The following is a 14,752-nucleotide window of genomic DNA, read 5'->3' on the forward strand; positions in this document are numbered from 1 at the left end:
CATGCACACGCGCCATCGCCTTGAACTGTTCATCGAGCGCATGGCCGCGCCGCGCGCCTCCAAAATCCTCGAGGCGTCCGGCCTCACCGGCTACACGATCCTGCCGGCCATCTCCGGCTTCGGCGGCAAGACACGGTGGAGCCGTGATACGGACATGTCCGCTTCGAGCGACATGGTGGTCATTATTTCAATTGGCGCTGATGCGCAGGTCCAGGCCGCACTTTCAGAGCTCGAACGGCTGCTCGGCAGCCATATCGGTGTCTTGAGCGTCGCAGAGGTGAAGGTCCTCCGGCCGGACCGCTTCTAGTTCCGCCCGAAGGCTAAAGCGCCGCCCCGTTTCCGGAGCGGCGCTCAGCCATTCAGAAGTCGAACAGGTCCAGCAGCCTGGACTTGCGATCCATCCGCCCGCGGCGGGACGGGCCGTCATCGTCAAACTCATCCTGGTCCTGGCGCAGGCGCGCGCGCGAGGGGATTTCCTGTGCGGCATCCTCGCGGATGATCTCGATCAGCTTTTCGAGTTCGCCCCGGTCGAGCCAGACGCCGCCCGTGGTCGGGCAGACGTCGATCTCGATGCCGTAGCGGCGGACAGTACGCATTGGGGCGCCGTCAATCGGCGATGTATGCAATGGCATGGTCAGTGCCCCCCGCCGATTTGCGCCGGAGCTGCTGCCGCCGGTGACCATCGCTTCGGACGGGCGGCCGTGCTGCGCATCCGCTTCTGCCGTATCGCTTCACGGATGCGCTCGCGATAGACGAGGCGCAGCTTCTTCAGCGAGGTGATATAGAGCGTGTCAGGCGAAGGCGCTTTCAGGGCGTCCTCGATCCGGCGCTCGATGGCGGCATGGCGCTGGGCCAAGGCGTGGATGTAGTTGGATGACATGGCATACTCCTCTTGCTTGGTTTCGGGAGTTGCGATGCGGGTTGTCGGGCAATGTCTGCACTGAGCCGGCACCGGGTTGTCTCCCGGTGCGGTCCGACATCGCAGGCGCCTCCCTCGAGGGAGCGCCGCCTGCCAGAGGGGCCCGGTCCGCACACGGAGTAATTGGCGGCGGCGCCCCCGCATTGCAAGCGACAGCCATACTGGAAAGGCCGACTTCATCTAAACTTAATGTCCACTTCGCCCGGGAGGGTGACGGCGCACTGTTCTCCAAGCGGGCTCCTGCGTCGCCCAGGTTTGCAGAAGCCCCCCTTGCGCTGGAAACTCCAGTGGTTAGGCAGGCGCATGCCCTACACGCTCTCAGCCTTGAACGATCTCCTCCGCAGCCCCTTCGACGAGATTATTGACGTTCGCTCGCCGGGCGAGTTTGCCGAAGACCACGTGCCCGGGGCCATCAACCTGCCGGTTCTGGACGACGAAGAGCGCGCCCGCGTGGGCACGATCTACAAGCAGGAGAGCGCATTCCTCGCCCGCAAAGTGGGCGGCGCGCTGGTGGCCAGGCGGGCCGGTGCGAACATCGAGGCGCACCTCCTGGACAGGCCCGGCAGCTACCGGCCCCTGGTCTACTGCTGGCGGGGCGGCATGCGGTCCGGCGCCTTCGCGACCATCCTGAAACAGATCGGCTGGCGGGCCGAAACGCTGGAGGGTGGCTACAAGTCCTTCCGCCGTCTTGTTGTCGACTTGCTGCACCGGCCCCGCGAGGCGGGCGAAAGCCTCACCGGTCCGATCGTGGTCCTCGACGGCAATACCGGAACCGCCAAGACCGAAATTCTGCAAAAACTCGCGGGCCACGGCGCTCAGGTGCTCGACCTTGAAAGCCTTGCCGGACACCGGGGCTCGCTGTTCGGCGCGCTCGCTGCGCAACAACCGTCCCAGAAAGCGCTGGAGAGCGCCCTTGCCCTGAAGATCGTGGCCTTTGATCCGTCCCGCCCGGTCTTTGTGGAAGCCGAATCGAGCCGGATCGGCCAGCTGACCTTGCCGCGCACGATCTGGGAAAACATGCGCCGCGCCCCGAGGATCCGGATCGAAGCGACGCTGACTGCGCGCGGCGCCTATCTCGCCCGGGCTTACGTCGACGTTGCGGCGGACCCGGAGCGGCTGATCCGGACCATTGACCAGCTGCGGCCCTATCATGCGGCCGACCGGATTGCGGAATGGCATGGCCTTGCCGCCGCCGGGCGCACCGAAGAACTGGCCAGGGAGATAGCCGCACATCACTACGATCCTAAATACGCCCGTCAGCGTGCCCGCGATACGGAGCCCGAACTGGGAACGATCCGCCTGACAGACTTTTCGGTACCGGATCTGGAGCGTGCAGCAGCCGAGATCATCAAGCTGACAGAGCGCGGGACTGCGCCGCTCAGGTCACCCTGATCGCAGGCGTTCCCTCGGTGACCGTGCCAATCACCCAGCCGGTTTCTCCGGCTGCCGCCAGTTGATCCAGCACGCCCGGCACAAGCGCTTCCGGCAAAGCGGCCAGAAGCCCGCCGGCTGTCTGGGGATCGTAAAGCAGGTCACTGGCCGCCGAAGCAGGTCGCGTGATCCGTCCGTCCAGGGATGAATTGGACAGCCAGATCGAAGAGCGCACGCCTTGTCCTGCCAGCCATTCTGCGCCGGGCATCATGGGAACGGCCGACAGAGATACCTCGGCTGCTGCGCCGGAGGCTTCCAGAATGCTCATCAGGTGCCCAGCGAGGCCGAAGCCGGTCACGTCGGTCATCGCGTGCGCGGCGGGGGCCAGGATGCGCGAGGCGGCTGTGAGCGGGCGCTGCATGATTTCCAATGCCTGACGCACTTCGTCGCCGCGCGCGGCGCCGCGCATGTCGCCGGCGAGGATGACGCCGGAGCCAATCGGCTTGGTCAGGACGAGCACGTCACCCGGTCGGGCGCCGTCAAGTCCGATTGCGGCCCCCTCCAATAACCCGGTCACGGACAGACCCACCGTTAACTCACGCCCCATGCTGGTGTGTCCGCCGACGAGATCGGCGCCCGTGTCGCGCAGCACGTCGCTCACGGCGGCAGTGACCTCGCCCACCGTTGCCGCCTGCATCGCCTCGCTCATGCGCGGTATGATCAGCGACAGGAGCGCGGACTGCGGTAGTGCGCCCATCGCCCAGATATCCCCGAGCGCGTGGACGGCGGTGATCCGGCCCATCAGATACGGGTCTTCGATGAAGGCGCGCAGGTGATCGGTCGTGAACACCTGGAGCTGCCCGCCGGTGCGCAGCACTGCGCTGTCATCGCCGCGACCGCGCACCGTATCGTCCCGCTGGGCGGGGGCGATATCCTTCAGTGCAGCATTCAGGCTGGAGCGTCCGACCTTCGCGCCGCACCCGCCGCAGAGCCTGTCCTGCGGCGCGCCGCCCACCTCGTCCAGCGCCCGCTCGGCCGGCGGCTCAGGCGCGCGCATAACCGGCAGGTCATTCAGCCGCGCCATGAAGGTCCGGTCGATATGGTCCTTGAGCGACCAGACCCGGCGGCCTGACAGCGCGAAGAGGTGCTTGTGCCCGATGGCAGACTTGTCGCCCATCGAGATCAGTTTCAGGTAATCCGCTTGCGGATGATATTCCATCAAGGACGCGCCGGATAGCGACGCCCTCAGGTTGTGCAGAAGGACAGGGGCTTCGCGTACAGCGAATACGCCGGCCTTGGGGCGTGGCGCATGGGTCAGGTGAGCGCAGTCGCCGACCGCAAACACATTGGCATCATCCACGGACCGCAGGTCTGCACGGACATTGATGAACCCGTCTGTGTGTGAAAGTCCCGTCCGCGCGATCCAGTCATGCGCGCGCGCCCCGGCCGCGCTGACGATGAAGTCAGCCGCCAGCTCACGTCCATCTGAGAGTTCCGCGGAACCACTTCGTAGGCGGACGATGCGGGTTGCGGTCAGAATCTCGATGCCCAACCGGTTACACGCTGCAATGAGGCGGCGGCGCGTACCGGCATGCGTTGCGGCAAGTATGCTGCAGCCGGCTTCAATCAGGACAACCTTCGAATCCGGAAGGCCCGCCGCGCGAAGCCTGTGCGCCATGGCGAGAGCAAGTTCCACCCCCGCCACGCCGCCACCGATCACGGTGCACCGGGCAGGCGAGCGGCGCGCCTGCCGGCCTTCCACGAAGGCCTGCCAGGCAGAAGCAAACGGACCCATCGGTTTGACGGAATGGGCGAATTCATCAAAGCCCTCGATACCAGACAAGGCCGCCGTGGCCCCGATATCGAACGAGGCTAGGTCGTAGCGCACTGGCGGACGGCCCGCGAGGTGCACCAGCCGGGCCTCCCGGTCGAGCCCGGTGGCCTTGTCGAAGATGATCCGTGCGCCTGCAAACCGGGCAAGGCGCACGAGGTCGATCTGGATGTCGCGCAAGGCGTAGTGGCCGGCCACAAGGCCGGGCAGCATGCCAGTATAGGTGGCGCAGGCGCCGGGCTCTATCAGCGTCAGTCGCGCCCCCGGCAGCGGTTTCATCCCCCAGCGGCGCAGAACCAGCGCATGCGTGTGCCCGCCGCCGACCAGCACAAGGTCTCTGGAAAGGGGCCAGTCAGGGTCCATGGCATCCGGGGGTGATTAAGGCTCGGTCTGAGGTGCTTTAGGGGACCTCGCCGCCGGACGCCAGCAGTGACCGCGCCGCCGCCGCGTTCCCGAGCAGGGAGCAGCCACGGCGGCGCGGTATGTCAGAGCGTCAGCGCGTCCAGCACCTGCTGCAGTACGGCGCGGGCCTTGGCGCGCATTTCCTCATCCGTTGCATCCTGAATCGGGTGCGGGACAAGCACGTAACGCGCATCATTCATTCCGAGCGCCTTGCGCTGGAAGTCGGCGGCTTCGTCAAACTCCGAAGAGGCTATGCTGACGGACGGGATTCCCTGGATTTCAAACCAGACTGTGTCGTGCAGACTGCACGTCGTACAGGAACCTCAATCCGCAAGGGCCTCGATCAGGTAGTCGACCTTGCCGGCGATCTCGCGGCGCAGGTCATCCGGACAGGGCTTGGTGAAGGTCGGCTTGGCGAAACGTTGCACCTTGATCCCGGGCACGGTGGCCATGAGCTGGCGTTCCAGTTCGTCGAGCAGCACATTGCCGCGCGGCTTGCGGATGTCCATCAGGCCTACCGTTCCGCTGATTGCGGCTTTGCGCGGGCTCACCTGCCGGGCGACCGGCTTTCGTTCATCGGTGGGGTCTAGGATTATCGTCATCCGTCCTCCTTTTTCTGTCGGGCTGGGGTCAGAGTAACTGCATTTGCCCGCGCGGCTAGTCCGAATCGACCCGGCGAGAGACGGACTGTGAACCGATTTCCCCTGTCGCCCAGCCATGGAAAGCCGAACTGAACTTCCCGGCATCGGAGCCGGCCACAACAATGTGGATGTATTGCTCCCCGGCGAACTTGGGCGCCAGCGCCGCCAGCCGCTCGGCGCCCATCTTCTCGGCGATGGCTGCCGGTATGCCGGCGCCGGAGACCGGATCGGCTACCATCTCGCGCAGCGGCCGCTGGGTGACGGCCTGGATGCGGGCGCGCAGCCGCTCTTTCGAATAGGGCCCGTCGCTCATCAGCGTGTCGATATGTTCCGGGCAGACGACGAGCAGCGTGTCGACTGGAAGATTGTGCAGCTTGGGCAGAAAGACGCCTTCGAGGCCGAGACCGATGGAGCCCGCCACCTGGTCGGGTGCACGCGATTCCTGATCGACAATGTGGACCGGCCCGCCGGTCATCGCAAACACCGTCACAACCGAGTCTTCCTTCCGGAACCCGCGCTCGACATGCAGCGGCGGCCAGGGAGAACGTTCCTCGTTCTCAGCAAAGCACATCGTGTACTTCATCGGGTTGCCCAGTGTGGAGCGCTCGACGCCGCCCGGTTTGCCGCCGCCGACATTGCCGACGATCAGCCTGATGGCGCGGCCGATAGTGGCGTTGGCTCGGTTGCCGGAGCCGAGGGCGGCGAGGCCCTTGTTCATCCCGATCCGTTCACGGATGGGGCCGTTGACGACGATCACGGGCGCCGCGCCCATCGTGGTGGCCGTCACGCCGTGGACGTTGAAGGCATCGGTACATACAGCTTCGAGCGCCGCGATGATCACCGGCATGTATTCCGGTTTGCAGCCCGCCATCACGGCATTGATCGCGACCTTCTCGACGGTCGCCTCACCCATGTTGGGCGGCACGATCGCCACCAGATCCTGCGGGGCGCGCCGGGTGCCCTGCATCATGCGCAGCACGCGCTCTGGCGTCGGCGGCACCAGTGGAAGGCCGTCCGAGAAACCCTGGTCGAACATGAACTCCGACACGTCGTCGGCCACGGCAATCTCGATCCGCCGGGCCTTCAGCTGCCCGCCGTCCCGTTCTGCCGTGAGCTTGTCGAAATATTCCGGATACAGATGTTGTGATCCGCATCCCGGCCGCCAGGGCGGAAGGCTGTCCCAGTCAATCTGCGCCGCGGGCAGGCCGAGGCTGGCGGCGATCTGGCCGTTCAGGCCCTGCCATTCCTCGCGCACAAAGCCCTCGAAATGCGACAGCACGCCGCCGTTCCCGTCAATCCAGAATACAGACGGAACGATCTCGATATCCCAGTCGAAAGATGTCCTGCAGGCGCTGTCATCGAGGATGGGCAGTGTGAGACCGTGACGGTCGCGCAGCACGTGATTGCCTTCGCCCGATTGCGCGGGCATCACCACAGGCATCGCGGCTCCATAAGCCCTGTGGAAGGCCTGCACGACCGGCGCCGCCGTGTTGCAGGTCTCGCAGTCTTCCTTCACGAACACGACCAGCGCGGGGCCGGGTCCCGGCAGGCTGACCGTTTCACCAGTCAGCGTTTTCAGAGAGAAGGCAGGCTTTGAATCGGTCATGTCGACGTCCGCTCAGGTTTGATCCTATAGTCCGCGCCGCGGCGCTTTTGTCTAGGCTTACGCAGGGGCGCTGGCGGAGGTGGATGGGAATCGAACCCACCACGCGCCGGTTGGGCGCGTCCATGGTTTTGAAGACCAGGGAAGCCACCAGACTCCAGTCACCTCCGTGACCCCGCAACAGTAGCGGGCGTCCGCCCCGCGTCAAACCTCATACGACATGCCGCAGGTCACCCGTCCGCACGGTGACGCCAAGGCTGTCGAGATGTTCGAGCAGCGGTACAATGCTTTTGCGGTTGGTGGCGAGCGCCTTGCGCGCTTCGCTGGTCGTGAAAGCGGTAAGGCCGGGAAAGGCTTCGGCAAGTGTTCGGACGGCGGCGGCAATCGCGTCCGCATGGAAGACCAGCATCTGGTTCAGAGCGACATTGTGGAGTTCGATCACGCGGCCCGAACGGATCAGCAGCGCGAGGAGGTCGGCGTCTTCTGCTGCGCCGGAAAAGGCGGCAATGCCCGGCGCGCTGAGCCCTGCGGCTTTGACGGCTGCCCCGATCTCGTCCATGCGCACCTTCTGCGCCGGCAGAAGATTGTCTTCGGGTGCATGGCCTGCCGTTGCGGCGCCGACAGCGGTGAGCACGATGGCGCCTGCTGCCGCGAGCCGCATTTCGACATCCGCAGTAATTGCAGGCGCCAGTTTCGGGTCTGCCATGTCTTTGCGGGGCGCAAGCAGTCGGAGCGGAAACGCGGCATGATAGGCGACGAGGCTTGCAAGGTAAGCAGCCTTCGCCGCCTCAATTGTTTCGGCGGGAGTAAGCCGATCACTGCCGACCGGAACGAGCCTGTTCACCAGCGCTTCGGCGACGCGTTCTGCAGGTCTTCGGGCGAGGCGCGCTATGTCCGCGAGGCGCGCCAGGCCGCTGCCTTCCTTTGCGAGCGCGTCCGCAAGGCCCGGAAGGTCGCCGGCCTGCGCTGCCGCAAGGGTCGCCAGCCGGGCAGCCTTGCCGGCCGTGAGCGGCGGGGCGGCCGGATCAAGGAGCAGGGCGCCGCCCAGCGTCTCCGCCGGCGAAAGACGCCGCAGAATCACGCGCTGTCCGGCATAAAGGCAGACCGGCGCACGAAACTTCAGGCGCACCATCGCCGCGTCGCCTGGCGCGACTTGCGCCGCACCAAAAAGGTGCAGGCGCGCGCTCGCCTGCGCGGTGCCGAAATGTACGCGCACGTCTTCCATGTGCCGCACCGGGCGGCGGGCACCTGCTGGCAGCGAGAAGACGGCGTCAGCCTCGCGCGATGGCGCGAAGGCGCCTGGCGTGTGCAGTATGTCGCCGGGGTGCACGGCGCCTGCGGGAAGGCCGCGCAGGTTCAGCGCCGTACGCTCGCCCGTCCTCGCGATAACCGCATCTTCGCCGCGCACCTGGATGCGCCGCACGGTTACTTCGCGCCCATCGGGCGACAGCGCGAGCGTCTCATTCACCGCGACGGGCGCGCCGAGCAGTGTGCCGGTCACCACCGTGCCGTGGCCTTCGGCGATGAAGACCCGGTCAACCGGGAGGAAGGCGCCAGGGGGCGGCGAATCACCTACGGCGCGCGTCGCCAGGGCGGCCAGCGCGCCGGAAAGTTGGGCGAGGCCTTCGCCGGTGACGGCCGAGCAGAATACGAACGGCGCTTGCGAGAACGCGGTGCCGGACAGGGCGCTGCGCAGGTCTGCCTCCCGCGTGGCTGCCGCGCCGGGGGCGAGCAGGTCTGCTTTCGTTACGGCCACCGCCGCTTCGCGAATGCCGAGCGCTGCTGCAATCGCCATATGCTCCAGCGTCTGTGCCTGGATGCCTTCTACCGCCGAGATGACGAGCAGGGCGCCGCATGCGCCGCTTGCGCCGGAAATCATGGCGCGGATGAAATCGGCATGGCCGGGGGCGTCGATCAGGTCGATGACGTGTCCCTGATGCTCGAGGTGCGCAAAGCCGGGTACGATGGAGAGGCCGCGGCGCTTCTCCTCCGGCAGCCGGTCAGTGTCCTTGCCCGTCAGCGCGCGGACCAGCGCGGTTTTGCCATGATCGACATGGCCGATCACGACAAGCGGGCAGGTTGTCATGTCGCCGTCACGGTCCTGAAGGCCGCCGCGATCTGTGGAACATCCTCATCGATCAGTGTGCGGACATCCATCAGGAAACGTTCATCCCGGATGCGGCCGATGACCGGAACACGGCAGCCCCTCAGCCGAGCAGCCAGCATATCCGGCGCCATGCCAGGCAGGGCGACGGTCACGGCACAACTGTCCAGCGTCTGCTGCGGCAGAGATCCGCCGCCGACATAGGCAGTTGACGGAACGGCCGAGACATCCCCTAGACCGAGCGCCGTCAGCGCGCCTGACAGCCGCTGCGCTCGTGCCTGAAGTTCGTCCGCTGTCTGCGCAATCGCGCGCAGGACAGGTACACGCCTGAAGGGATCATGCGGCGCTCGGTAAAGGCGCAGAGTGGCCTCCAGTGCGGCCAGTGACAGCTTGTCGATGCGCACGGCGCGGCACAGGGGGTGGGACTTCAGGCTGCGGACAATGTCGGCGCGCCCGGCGATGATGCCGCACTGCGGGCCGCCGAGCAGCTTGTCGCCGGAAAACATGACGAGATCGGCTCCGGAACGGATCACGTCAGAGACGACCGGCTCATCCTTAAGTCCGTAAGGTGACAGGTCGATCAGCACGCCGCTGCCGAGGTCTTCCATGAAGATAGTGCGCGTCTCGCGGGCGAGGGCGGCCAGTTCTTCGCGCTTTGGTGCTGCCGTGAAGCCGACGATCTGGTAATTGCTGGTATGGCTTTTGAGCAGAACGGCGGTGTCGTCATCAACGGCGTCTGCATAGTCGGCGGCGCGCGTCTTGTTTGTCGCGCCGACTTCCTTCAGCACCGCGCCGCTCTGCGCGATGATGTCCGGCAGGCGGAACGATCCGCCAATCTCGATCAGCTCACCGCGCGAGGCGATGACTTTGCGGCCCTGCGCGGTGGCCATCAGGCTCAGAAGAACGGCGGCGGCGCAATTGTTCACGACCAGCGCTGCCTCGCTTCCCGTCAGTTCACAGATCAATTGTTCGACATGCGCGTGGCGTGACCCGCGCTTGCCGGTGGTGAGGTCCATTTCGAGATTGGTATGGTCGCGCCCGGCGGCTTCGATCGCGGCAAGCGCTTCCGGCGCAAGGCGCGAGCGGCCGAGATTGGTATGCACGATGATACCGGTGGCGTTGATGAGGCTGACGAGGTTCGGCCGGCGGCGCGCGTCCAGCCGCGCGCTGATCCGGTCTGCGAAAGCCCTGCCTGAAAAGTCCGGCAGGGCGTGCACGGCGCCGGACTGGATGCCGGCCCTGAGTGCAGCCAGTTCGCTGCGCAGGGCGTCTGCAACCTCGCTGCGCGAATAGGTTGCTGCAAGGCCGGCCATTTCCTCGCCGCTGAGCAGCGTGTCCACTTGAGGCAGTAGTCTCAGAATATGGGTCATGGATATCCCGGCAGGTTCAGCGCGGCACTCTATGGTCCGCATCTGCGGGATCAAGCCGCCGCGTCGGGGAAGGGGCCTGCCTCCAGCCTATCGCCCGCCGTCAGGTCGGGCGCTTCTCGTCACCATCACTGCCGCCCCAGAAGCGTTTGATACGCCCCAGGAAGCCTTCGCTCTCCGGATGGCAGTCCGCGCCGGAGCATTCCGTGAACTGACGGAGCAGATCCTTCTGCCGGGCGGTGAGGTTCTGCGGGGTCTCGACGAACATCTCGACATAGAGGTCGCCCTGTGCGTTTCCCTGGCGCACGGAGGGCATGCCCTTGCCGCGCAGGCGCAGCTTGCGCCCTGTCTGGGCGCCTTCGGGAATGGCAACGCGGGCGCGGCCGCCATCGATCGTCGGGATCTCGATCTCGCCGCCGAGCGCCGCCGTCGCCATCGGCACCGGCGCGCGGCAATAGAGGTTCGGTCCGTCGCGCTCGAAGATGTCGTGCTCGACGACTTCGACGAAAATGTAGAGGTCGCCCTTCGGCCCGCCGGCAGAACCCGGTTCGCCCTCGCCGGTCAGGCGGATGCGCATGCCGCTTTCGACACCGGCCGGAATCTTGACCGAGATCTTGCGTTCTTCCTTCACTTGCCCCGCGCCGCCGCAGGTCTTGCACGGCTTGCGGATGACAGTGCCGCGGCCCTGGCAGATATGGCAGGTGCGCTCCATCGTGAAGAAGCCCTGCTGGGCGCGCACCCGGCCATGTCCGCCGCAGGTCTCGCACGGCTCCGGCTTGGTGCCGGGGGCGGCGCCGGTAGCATCGCATGGCTTGCACGCCACCGCCTGCGGCACGTGAATGGTTTCTTCCTTGCCGGCATAGGCTTCAGCGAGGGTGATCTCGAGATCATAGCGCAGGTCGGCGCCGCGCTGCGGGCCGCCGCGCTTGCGGCCAGCCGAAGCAAAGCCGCCGCCGAATACCTGGCTGAACAGGTCCTGGAAGATGTCTTCAGGATTGGCGCCCTGGCCGAACGGGCTGCCGCCGGGGCCGCCGCCGCCATTCTCGAAGGCGGCATGGCCGAACCGGTCATAGGCGGCGCGTTTCTGAGCATCGGAGAGGATGGCATAGGCTTCGCCAACTTCCTTGAACTTCTCTTCAGCGCTGGCATCGCCCTGATTCTGGTCCGGGTGATACTTCATGGCGAGCTTGCGATAGGCTGATTTCAGAACCTTTTCATCGGCTCCGCGTTCTACACCGAGAACGTCATAATAGTCGCGCTTGCTCATGAACTGGCCGCCAAACCGGGATGTCTGCCCTGTGGGCGGTGATTTGGGGCGTGTCGCCTATCACCGCAAGGGCTTTCCATCAGGCTTGCGCGCCCGATCAGCTACCGCCGGGGGGAAATCTGGTAACCCCTTTTTCGACGACCGAGGCGCCTGACTGGCGGATTTCCTTGACCGCGAGGCCCCGTTCCGAGGTGCCGTCGAGGCGGAAGCGGAACAGGCCATTGACCCCCATGAAGCCGTCCGGATCGGTGACCCCGCCGTGTTTCATGTTGTTTTCGCCCGCCAGCGTGATCGCGAGAGCGGCGGCGTCATAGGCGGCTGCCGCCAGGTCGGTCGGGGCGCGGCCGTAAATGCGGCGGTAGGTGTCTTTGAAGGTCGTCATGTTGTCCGGGTCGACCGCCGAATAGAGCGCGCCAGCCAAGGCGGGTTCGCGCCATATGGCCGAGTCGTCCCAGATGCTGGTGCCGAGGAAGCGGGTGCGACCGGGGTCGATGCCATTGACCACGAGCAGCGGGGCGATCGAGAGCAGCTTGGTGCCGCGTTCGGGGATCAGCAGGCCGACCTGGCTCGACTCAGCCTTGATGAGTTTTGCAACGCGGGAGACTTCGGAGCTGGCGCTGGTGCTCGGATCGTAGAAACCGGCGCCGATGATGGTCCAGCCATTCTTCGCGGCTTCGGCGCGCATCGCGGTTTCGACCTGGCGCCCATAGGCGGAATCCGGGCCGAGGAAGGCAAAGGTGCGCGTGCCGCGGCTGGCGGCGTAGCCCATGATGCGGACGACTTCTTCTTCCGGCATCACCGAGGCGAGATAGCTGCCGCCTCCGGCGACCGTGCGGTCGTTCGAAAAGGCCACGACCGGGATCTGCTCGCGGTTGACCGCGTCTTTTACGGGGGTGACTTCAGCGCCGAACAGCGGGCCGAGGATGATGTCGACGCCTTCATCGATGGCCTCATCGGCGCGGGCCTCCGCGGTTGAGGCGCGTCCGGCGGTGTCCTTGGGCAGGATCAGGAAATCGGTGCCGCCGTTTTCAAACAGGGCGAGCTCGATGCCCGCGAGCATCGCCTCGGCTTCGGCGCGCACATTGGCGGTCGGATGCGAGAAGGGCAGCAGCACTGCAGCGCGCTTCACGTCCTTGCCCACCATGAAGGGCGGGGTCAGGCCACCATCGCCGCGCACGAAGCCGTCAGTGGCTTCTTCGGTGATTGCCGCCTCTTCGGGAAGGCGCTCACCGGTGACGGGGTCGACGCGTGGCTGGCCGGAGCCGATGGACACCGGCGGGCGGGTCGGCGCACTGGCGCAGGCCGTGGCCAGAAGCAGCGAAGCCAGCACAACACTTGGCGCAGTGAATTTCCTGAGCGATGGTGGACGCGATGTCATCTTCTGATCCTTCTGGCGCCGATGCGATTCCCGACGAGGGAGAGTCTATTGTGGGGGCGCGGGCCGGGCAACCGCCCGTGGCTGTAGCGCCCGGACTTTATGTTGTCTCCACACCGATCGGTAATCTGCGCGACATCACCTTGCGGGCGCTCGATATTCTGGGCGGCGCAGAAGAAGTGCTGGCGGAAGACACGCGGGTGGCCTCGAAATTGTTGTCCGCTTACGGGATTAAAGCCCGGCTCAGCCCGTACCATGACCACAATGGGGCGGAACGGCGGCCGGGCCTCCTGAAGCGGCTGGAGGAGGGCGCGCGGATTGCGCTGGTTTCGGATGCGGGCACGCCGCTGATCTCCGATCCGGGCTGGAAGCTGGTCCACGAAGCGCTGGAACACGGCATCAAGGTCTATCCGGTGCCGGGAGCGTCCGCCTTGCTGGCGGGGCTGGTGGCGAGCGGCCTGCCAAGCGACCGGTTTCTGTTTGCGGGCTTCCTGCCGCCGAAATCCGGCGCGCGCCGCACCGAGATCGGGAGCCTGAAACAGGTGCCGGCAACGCTGGTTTTCTATGAGAGCGGGCCGAGGCTGTCAGAGTCGCTGGCCGATCTTGCCGCCGTGCTCGGCGACCGGGACGCGGCGGTAGCGCGCGAGCTGACGAAGCTGTTTGAGGAAACCCGCCGGGGCACGCTGACAGAGCTGGCCGCCCATTATGACAAGGCCGGTCCGCCGCGCGGCGAGATCGTGTTGCTCGTCGGCCCGCCCAAGCAGGTGGCTGCGACAGCGGCAGATATCGACGCGGCGCTGCGGGTGGCGCTGAACGAGATGCCGACCAAGGCGGCGGCCTCTTCGGTCGCCGAAGCGCTTGGCCTGCCGAAGCGCGACGTCTACCAGCGCGCCCTCCAGATAAAGTCCGGCGATGGGCAAACGTGAGGCCGCCGAAGCGCGTGGCCGCAGGGCCGAGGCGCTGGCGGCCTGGTGGCTGCGGGCGAAGGGCTACACGATCCTCTCGCGCCGGGTGCGCCTGCCGGTCGGCGAGATCGACCTTGTGGCGCGCAAGGGTGACGTGATCGTGTTCATCGAGGTGAAGGAGCGCGCGACGCTGGACGAGGCGCTTGGCTGCGTGAGCCCCGCCGCATGGCGCCGGATTGCGCGGGCGGCGGAGACCTGGTTGGCGCAGCGGCCGAGATTTCACGACTGCGGCTGGCGGTATGACATCATAGCGATCGCACCGGGCTATCTGCCCTCGCACTTGAAGGATGCGTGGCGGCCGGGAATGGCCTAGCTACCTGGGCCCCTCTTCTTCAAGCGGGCGAATGGCAACGAAGTCACTCCGGCGGGGGCGCTTCCTGAATGGAAACGAGGTAGCTCAGCAGCACGTCCATGCCGAGGTCGCCGAAGACGAAGCCGGGCATGTCTTCGTGCCCGACATGGATGCCGGCGCGGAAGTCCTCGGCGAGGGAGGCGGCGGGGTAGACCGAGAGAATATAGCGCAGCGGCGGGGCATCGGCGCGCAGGCTCGCGGCCTGGTCGAGCCCATGACAATTCGAGCAGTTGTGGACGGCAATCTCCCGTCCGTCGGCGATGGAGGCTTCGTCCATCGGGATGCCGAGGGCGGCCGCGTCGATGACCGGGCCGGCCGGAGCCGGGGCCGGAGCCGGGGCCGGGGCAGCGGCGTCCGGCACTTCGACCGGCACAGAAACGGGCGCCTCGGTGGCCGGGGTGCACCCTGCGGCGAGGGCCAAACCTGTCGCGGCGAGGGCAAATAGCAGAGGTCGCATGTGAGGAATCCCGGGTTGCATCTGAGAGTCCCTTACCACCCTTTGCGCCGGCGCACGCTAGGGAAGTGTCCCTAGACGGTGCGCCTTCACGCTGCCGT

General features: G+C 66.3%; 14 protein-coding genes and 1 tRNA gene. 4 read left to right on the forward strand and 11 right to left on the reverse strand.

Annotated elements, in window-relative coordinates; all coding sequences use genetic code 11:
• Position 1: 1 nt before the first annotated feature.
• Positions 2 to 307 (forward strand): DUF190 domain-containing protein, encoded by a 306-nt coding sequence (locus Q0C17_RS10970; protein ID WP_291205841.1) that lies wholly within the window; start codon positions 2 to 4, stop codon positions 305 to 307.
• A gap of 52 nt (positions 308 to 359) precedes the next feature.
• On the opposite strand, the gene Q0C17_RS10975 is transcribed toward Q0C17_RS10970, so the two are convergent.
• Both Q0C17_RS10975 and Q0C17_RS10980 read right to left on the reverse strand, forming a co-directional pair.
• The gene (locus Q0C17_RS10975; protein ID WP_291205845.1) at positions 360 to 632 is read right to left on the reverse strand and encodes a zf-TFIIB domain-containing protein; all 273 of its coding nucleotides are present in this window, start codon (positions 630 to 632) and stop codon (positions 360 to 362) included.
• 2 nt (positions 633 to 634) lie between these two features.
• Positions 635 to 880 carry a DUF465 domain-containing protein gene (locus Q0C17_RS10980; protein WP_291205848.1) on the reverse strand — a complete coding sequence of 82 codons (246 nt, stop codon included), beginning with the start codon at positions 878 to 880 and terminating at the stop codon, positions 635 to 637.
• A 342-nt stretch (positions 881 to 1,222) separates the two neighbouring features.
• Between Q0C17_RS10980 and mnmH the strand changes: the two genes are divergently transcribed.
• Positions 1,223 to 2,311: a tRNA 2-selenouridine(34) synthase MnmH gene (gene mnmH, locus Q0C17_RS10985; protein WP_291205851.1), complete on the forward strand. Its 1,089-nt coding sequence runs from the start codon at positions 1,223 to 1,225 to the stop codon at positions 2,309 to 2,311.
• On the opposite strand, the gene selD is transcribed toward mnmH, so the two are convergent.
• The 8 genes from selD to Q0C17_RS11025 form a co-directional block, all read right to left on the reverse strand.
• The gene (selD, locus tag Q0C17_RS10990; RefSeq protein WP_291205854.1) at positions 2,298 to 4,484 is read right to left on the reverse strand and encodes a selenide, water dikinase SelD; all 2,187 of its coding nucleotides are present in this window, start codon (positions 4,482 to 4,484) and stop codon (positions 2,298 to 2,300) included. The genes mnmH and selD overlap by 14 nt on opposite strands.
• Positions 4,485 to 4,606: 122 nt before the next feature.
• Positions 4,607 to 5,125 (reverse strand): UGSC family (seleno)protein, encoded by a 519-nt coding sequence (locus tag Q0C17_RS10995; RefSeq protein ID WP_291205857.1) that lies wholly within the window; start codon positions 5,123 to 5,125, stop codon positions 4,607 to 4,609.
• A gap of 55 nt (positions 5,126 to 5,180) precedes the next feature.
• Positions 5,181 to 6,770, reverse strand: coding sequence for a TlpA disulfide reductase family protein (locus Q0C17_RS11000; RefSeq protein WP_291205860.1), 1,590 nt, complete (start codon positions 6,768 to 6,770; stop codon positions 5,181 to 5,183).
• 71 nt (positions 6,771 to 6,841) lie between these two features.
• Positions 6,842 to 6,936: transfer RNA gene (locus tag Q0C17_RS11005), tRNA-Sec, on the reverse strand.
• A 42-nt stretch (positions 6,937 to 6,978) separates the two neighbouring features.
• Positions 6,979 to 8,853, reverse strand: a complete 1,875-nt coding sequence (locus Q0C17_RS11010) for a SelB C-terminal domain-containing protein (protein WP_291205863.1) — start codon at positions 8,851 to 8,853, stop codon at positions 6,979 to 6,981.
• On the reverse strand, positions 8,850 to 10,241 hold the full coding sequence (gene selA / locus Q0C17_RS11015) for an L-seryl-tRNA(Sec) selenium transferase (RefSeq protein WP_291205866.1): 1,392 nt from the start codon (positions 10,239 to 10,241) through the stop codon (positions 8,850 to 8,852). The genes Q0C17_RS11010 and selA overlap by 4 nt, the downstream gene beginning before the upstream one ends.
• A gap of 100 nt (positions 10,242 to 10,341) precedes the next feature.
• Positions 10,342 to 11,505 carry a molecular chaperone DnaJ gene (gene dnaJ, locus Q0C17_RS11020; protein WP_291205871.1) on the reverse strand — a complete coding sequence of 388 codons (1,164 nt, stop codon included), beginning with the start codon at positions 11,503 to 11,505 and terminating at the stop codon, positions 10,342 to 10,344.
• 97 nt (positions 11,506 to 11,602) lie between these two features.
• Positions 11,603 to 12,883: a penicillin-binding protein activator gene (locus tag Q0C17_RS11025; protein ID WP_291205874.1), complete on the reverse strand. Its 1,281-nt coding sequence runs from the start codon at positions 12,881 to 12,883 to the stop codon at positions 11,603 to 11,605.
• A gap of 77 nt (positions 12,884 to 12,960) precedes the next feature.
• Between Q0C17_RS11025 and rsmI the strand changes: the two genes are divergently transcribed.
• Together rsmI and Q0C17_RS11035 are read left to right on the forward strand one after the other, a co-directional pair.
• Complete coding sequence (gene rsmI, locus Q0C17_RS11030; RefSeq protein ID WP_291205877.1) at positions 12,961 to 13,806, forward strand: 16S rRNA (cytidine(1402)-2'-O)-methyltransferase; 846 nt, start codon at positions 12,961 to 12,963, stop codon at positions 13,804 to 13,806.
• Positions 13,793 to 14,158: a YraN family protein gene (locus tag Q0C17_RS11035; RefSeq protein ID WP_291205880.1), complete on the forward strand. Its 366-nt coding sequence runs from the start codon at positions 13,793 to 13,795 to the stop codon at positions 14,156 to 14,158. Before rsmI ends, Q0C17_RS11035 begins: the two co-directional genes overlap by 14 nt.
• A 43-nt stretch (positions 14,159 to 14,201) precedes the next feature.
• Here the strand turns inward: Q0C17_RS11035 and Q0C17_RS11040 are convergent, their stop codons facing one another.
• Complete coding sequence (locus Q0C17_RS11040; protein ID WP_291205883.1) at positions 14,202 to 14,654, reverse strand: hypothetical protein; 453 nt, start codon at positions 14,652 to 14,654, stop codon at positions 14,202 to 14,204.
• Positions 14,655 to 14,752 lie beyond the last annotated feature (98 nt).

The sequence above is a fragment of the Hyphomonas sp. genome (genome assembly GCF_022844445.1).
Classification (GTDB): domain Bacteria; phylum Pseudomonadota; class Alphaproteobacteria; order Caulobacterales; family Hyphomonadaceae; genus Hyphomonas.

Bases quoted from the DNA above. Each gene is read 5' to 3' on its own strand.
- Q0C17_RS10970 (WP_291205841.1), top strand. From the start codon at position 2: ATGCACACGCGCCATCGCCTTGAACTGTTCATCGAGCGCATGGCCGCG.
- Q0C17_RS10975 (WP_291205845.1), bottom strand. From the start codon at position 632: ATGCCATTGCATACATCGCCGATTGACGGCGCCCCAATGCGTACTGTC.
- Q0C17_RS10980 (WP_291205848.1), bottom strand. From the start codon at position 880: ATGTCATCCAACTACATCCACGCCTTGGCCCAGCGCCATGCCGCCATC.
- mnmH (WP_291205851.1), top strand. From the start codon at position 1,223: ATGCCCTACACGCTCTCAGCCTTGAACGATCTCCTCCGCAGCCCCTTC.
- selD (WP_291205854.1), bottom strand. From the start codon at position 4,484: ATGGACCCTGACTGGCCCCTTTCCAGAGACCTTGTGCTGGTCGGCGGC.
- Q0C17_RS11000 (WP_291205860.1), bottom strand. From the start codon at position 6,770: ATGACCGATTCAAAGCCTGCCTTCTCTCTGAAAACGCTGACTGGTGAA.
- Q0C17_RS11010 (WP_291205863.1), bottom strand. From the start codon at position 8,853: ATGACAACCTGCCCGCTTGTCGTGATCGGCCATGTCGATCATGGCAAA.
- selA (WP_291205866.1), bottom strand. From the start codon at position 10,241: ATGACCCATATTCTGAGACTACTGCCTCAAGTGGACACGCTGCTCAGC.
- dnaJ (WP_291205871.1), bottom strand. From the start codon at position 11,505: ATGAGCAAGCGCGACTATTATGACGTTCTCGGTGTAGAACGCGGAGCC.
- Q0C17_RS11025 (WP_291205874.1), bottom strand. From the start codon at position 12,883: ATGACATCGCGTCCACCATCGCTCAGGAAATTCACTGCGCCAAGTGTT.
- Q0C17_RS11035 (WP_291205880.1), top strand. From the start codon at position 13,793: ATGGGCAAACGTGAGGCCGCCGAAGCGCGTGGCCGCAGGGCCGAGGCG.
- Q0C17_RS11040 (WP_291205883.1), bottom strand. From the start codon at position 14,654: ATGCGACCTCTGCTATTTGCCCTCGCCGCGACAGGTTTGGCCCTCGCC.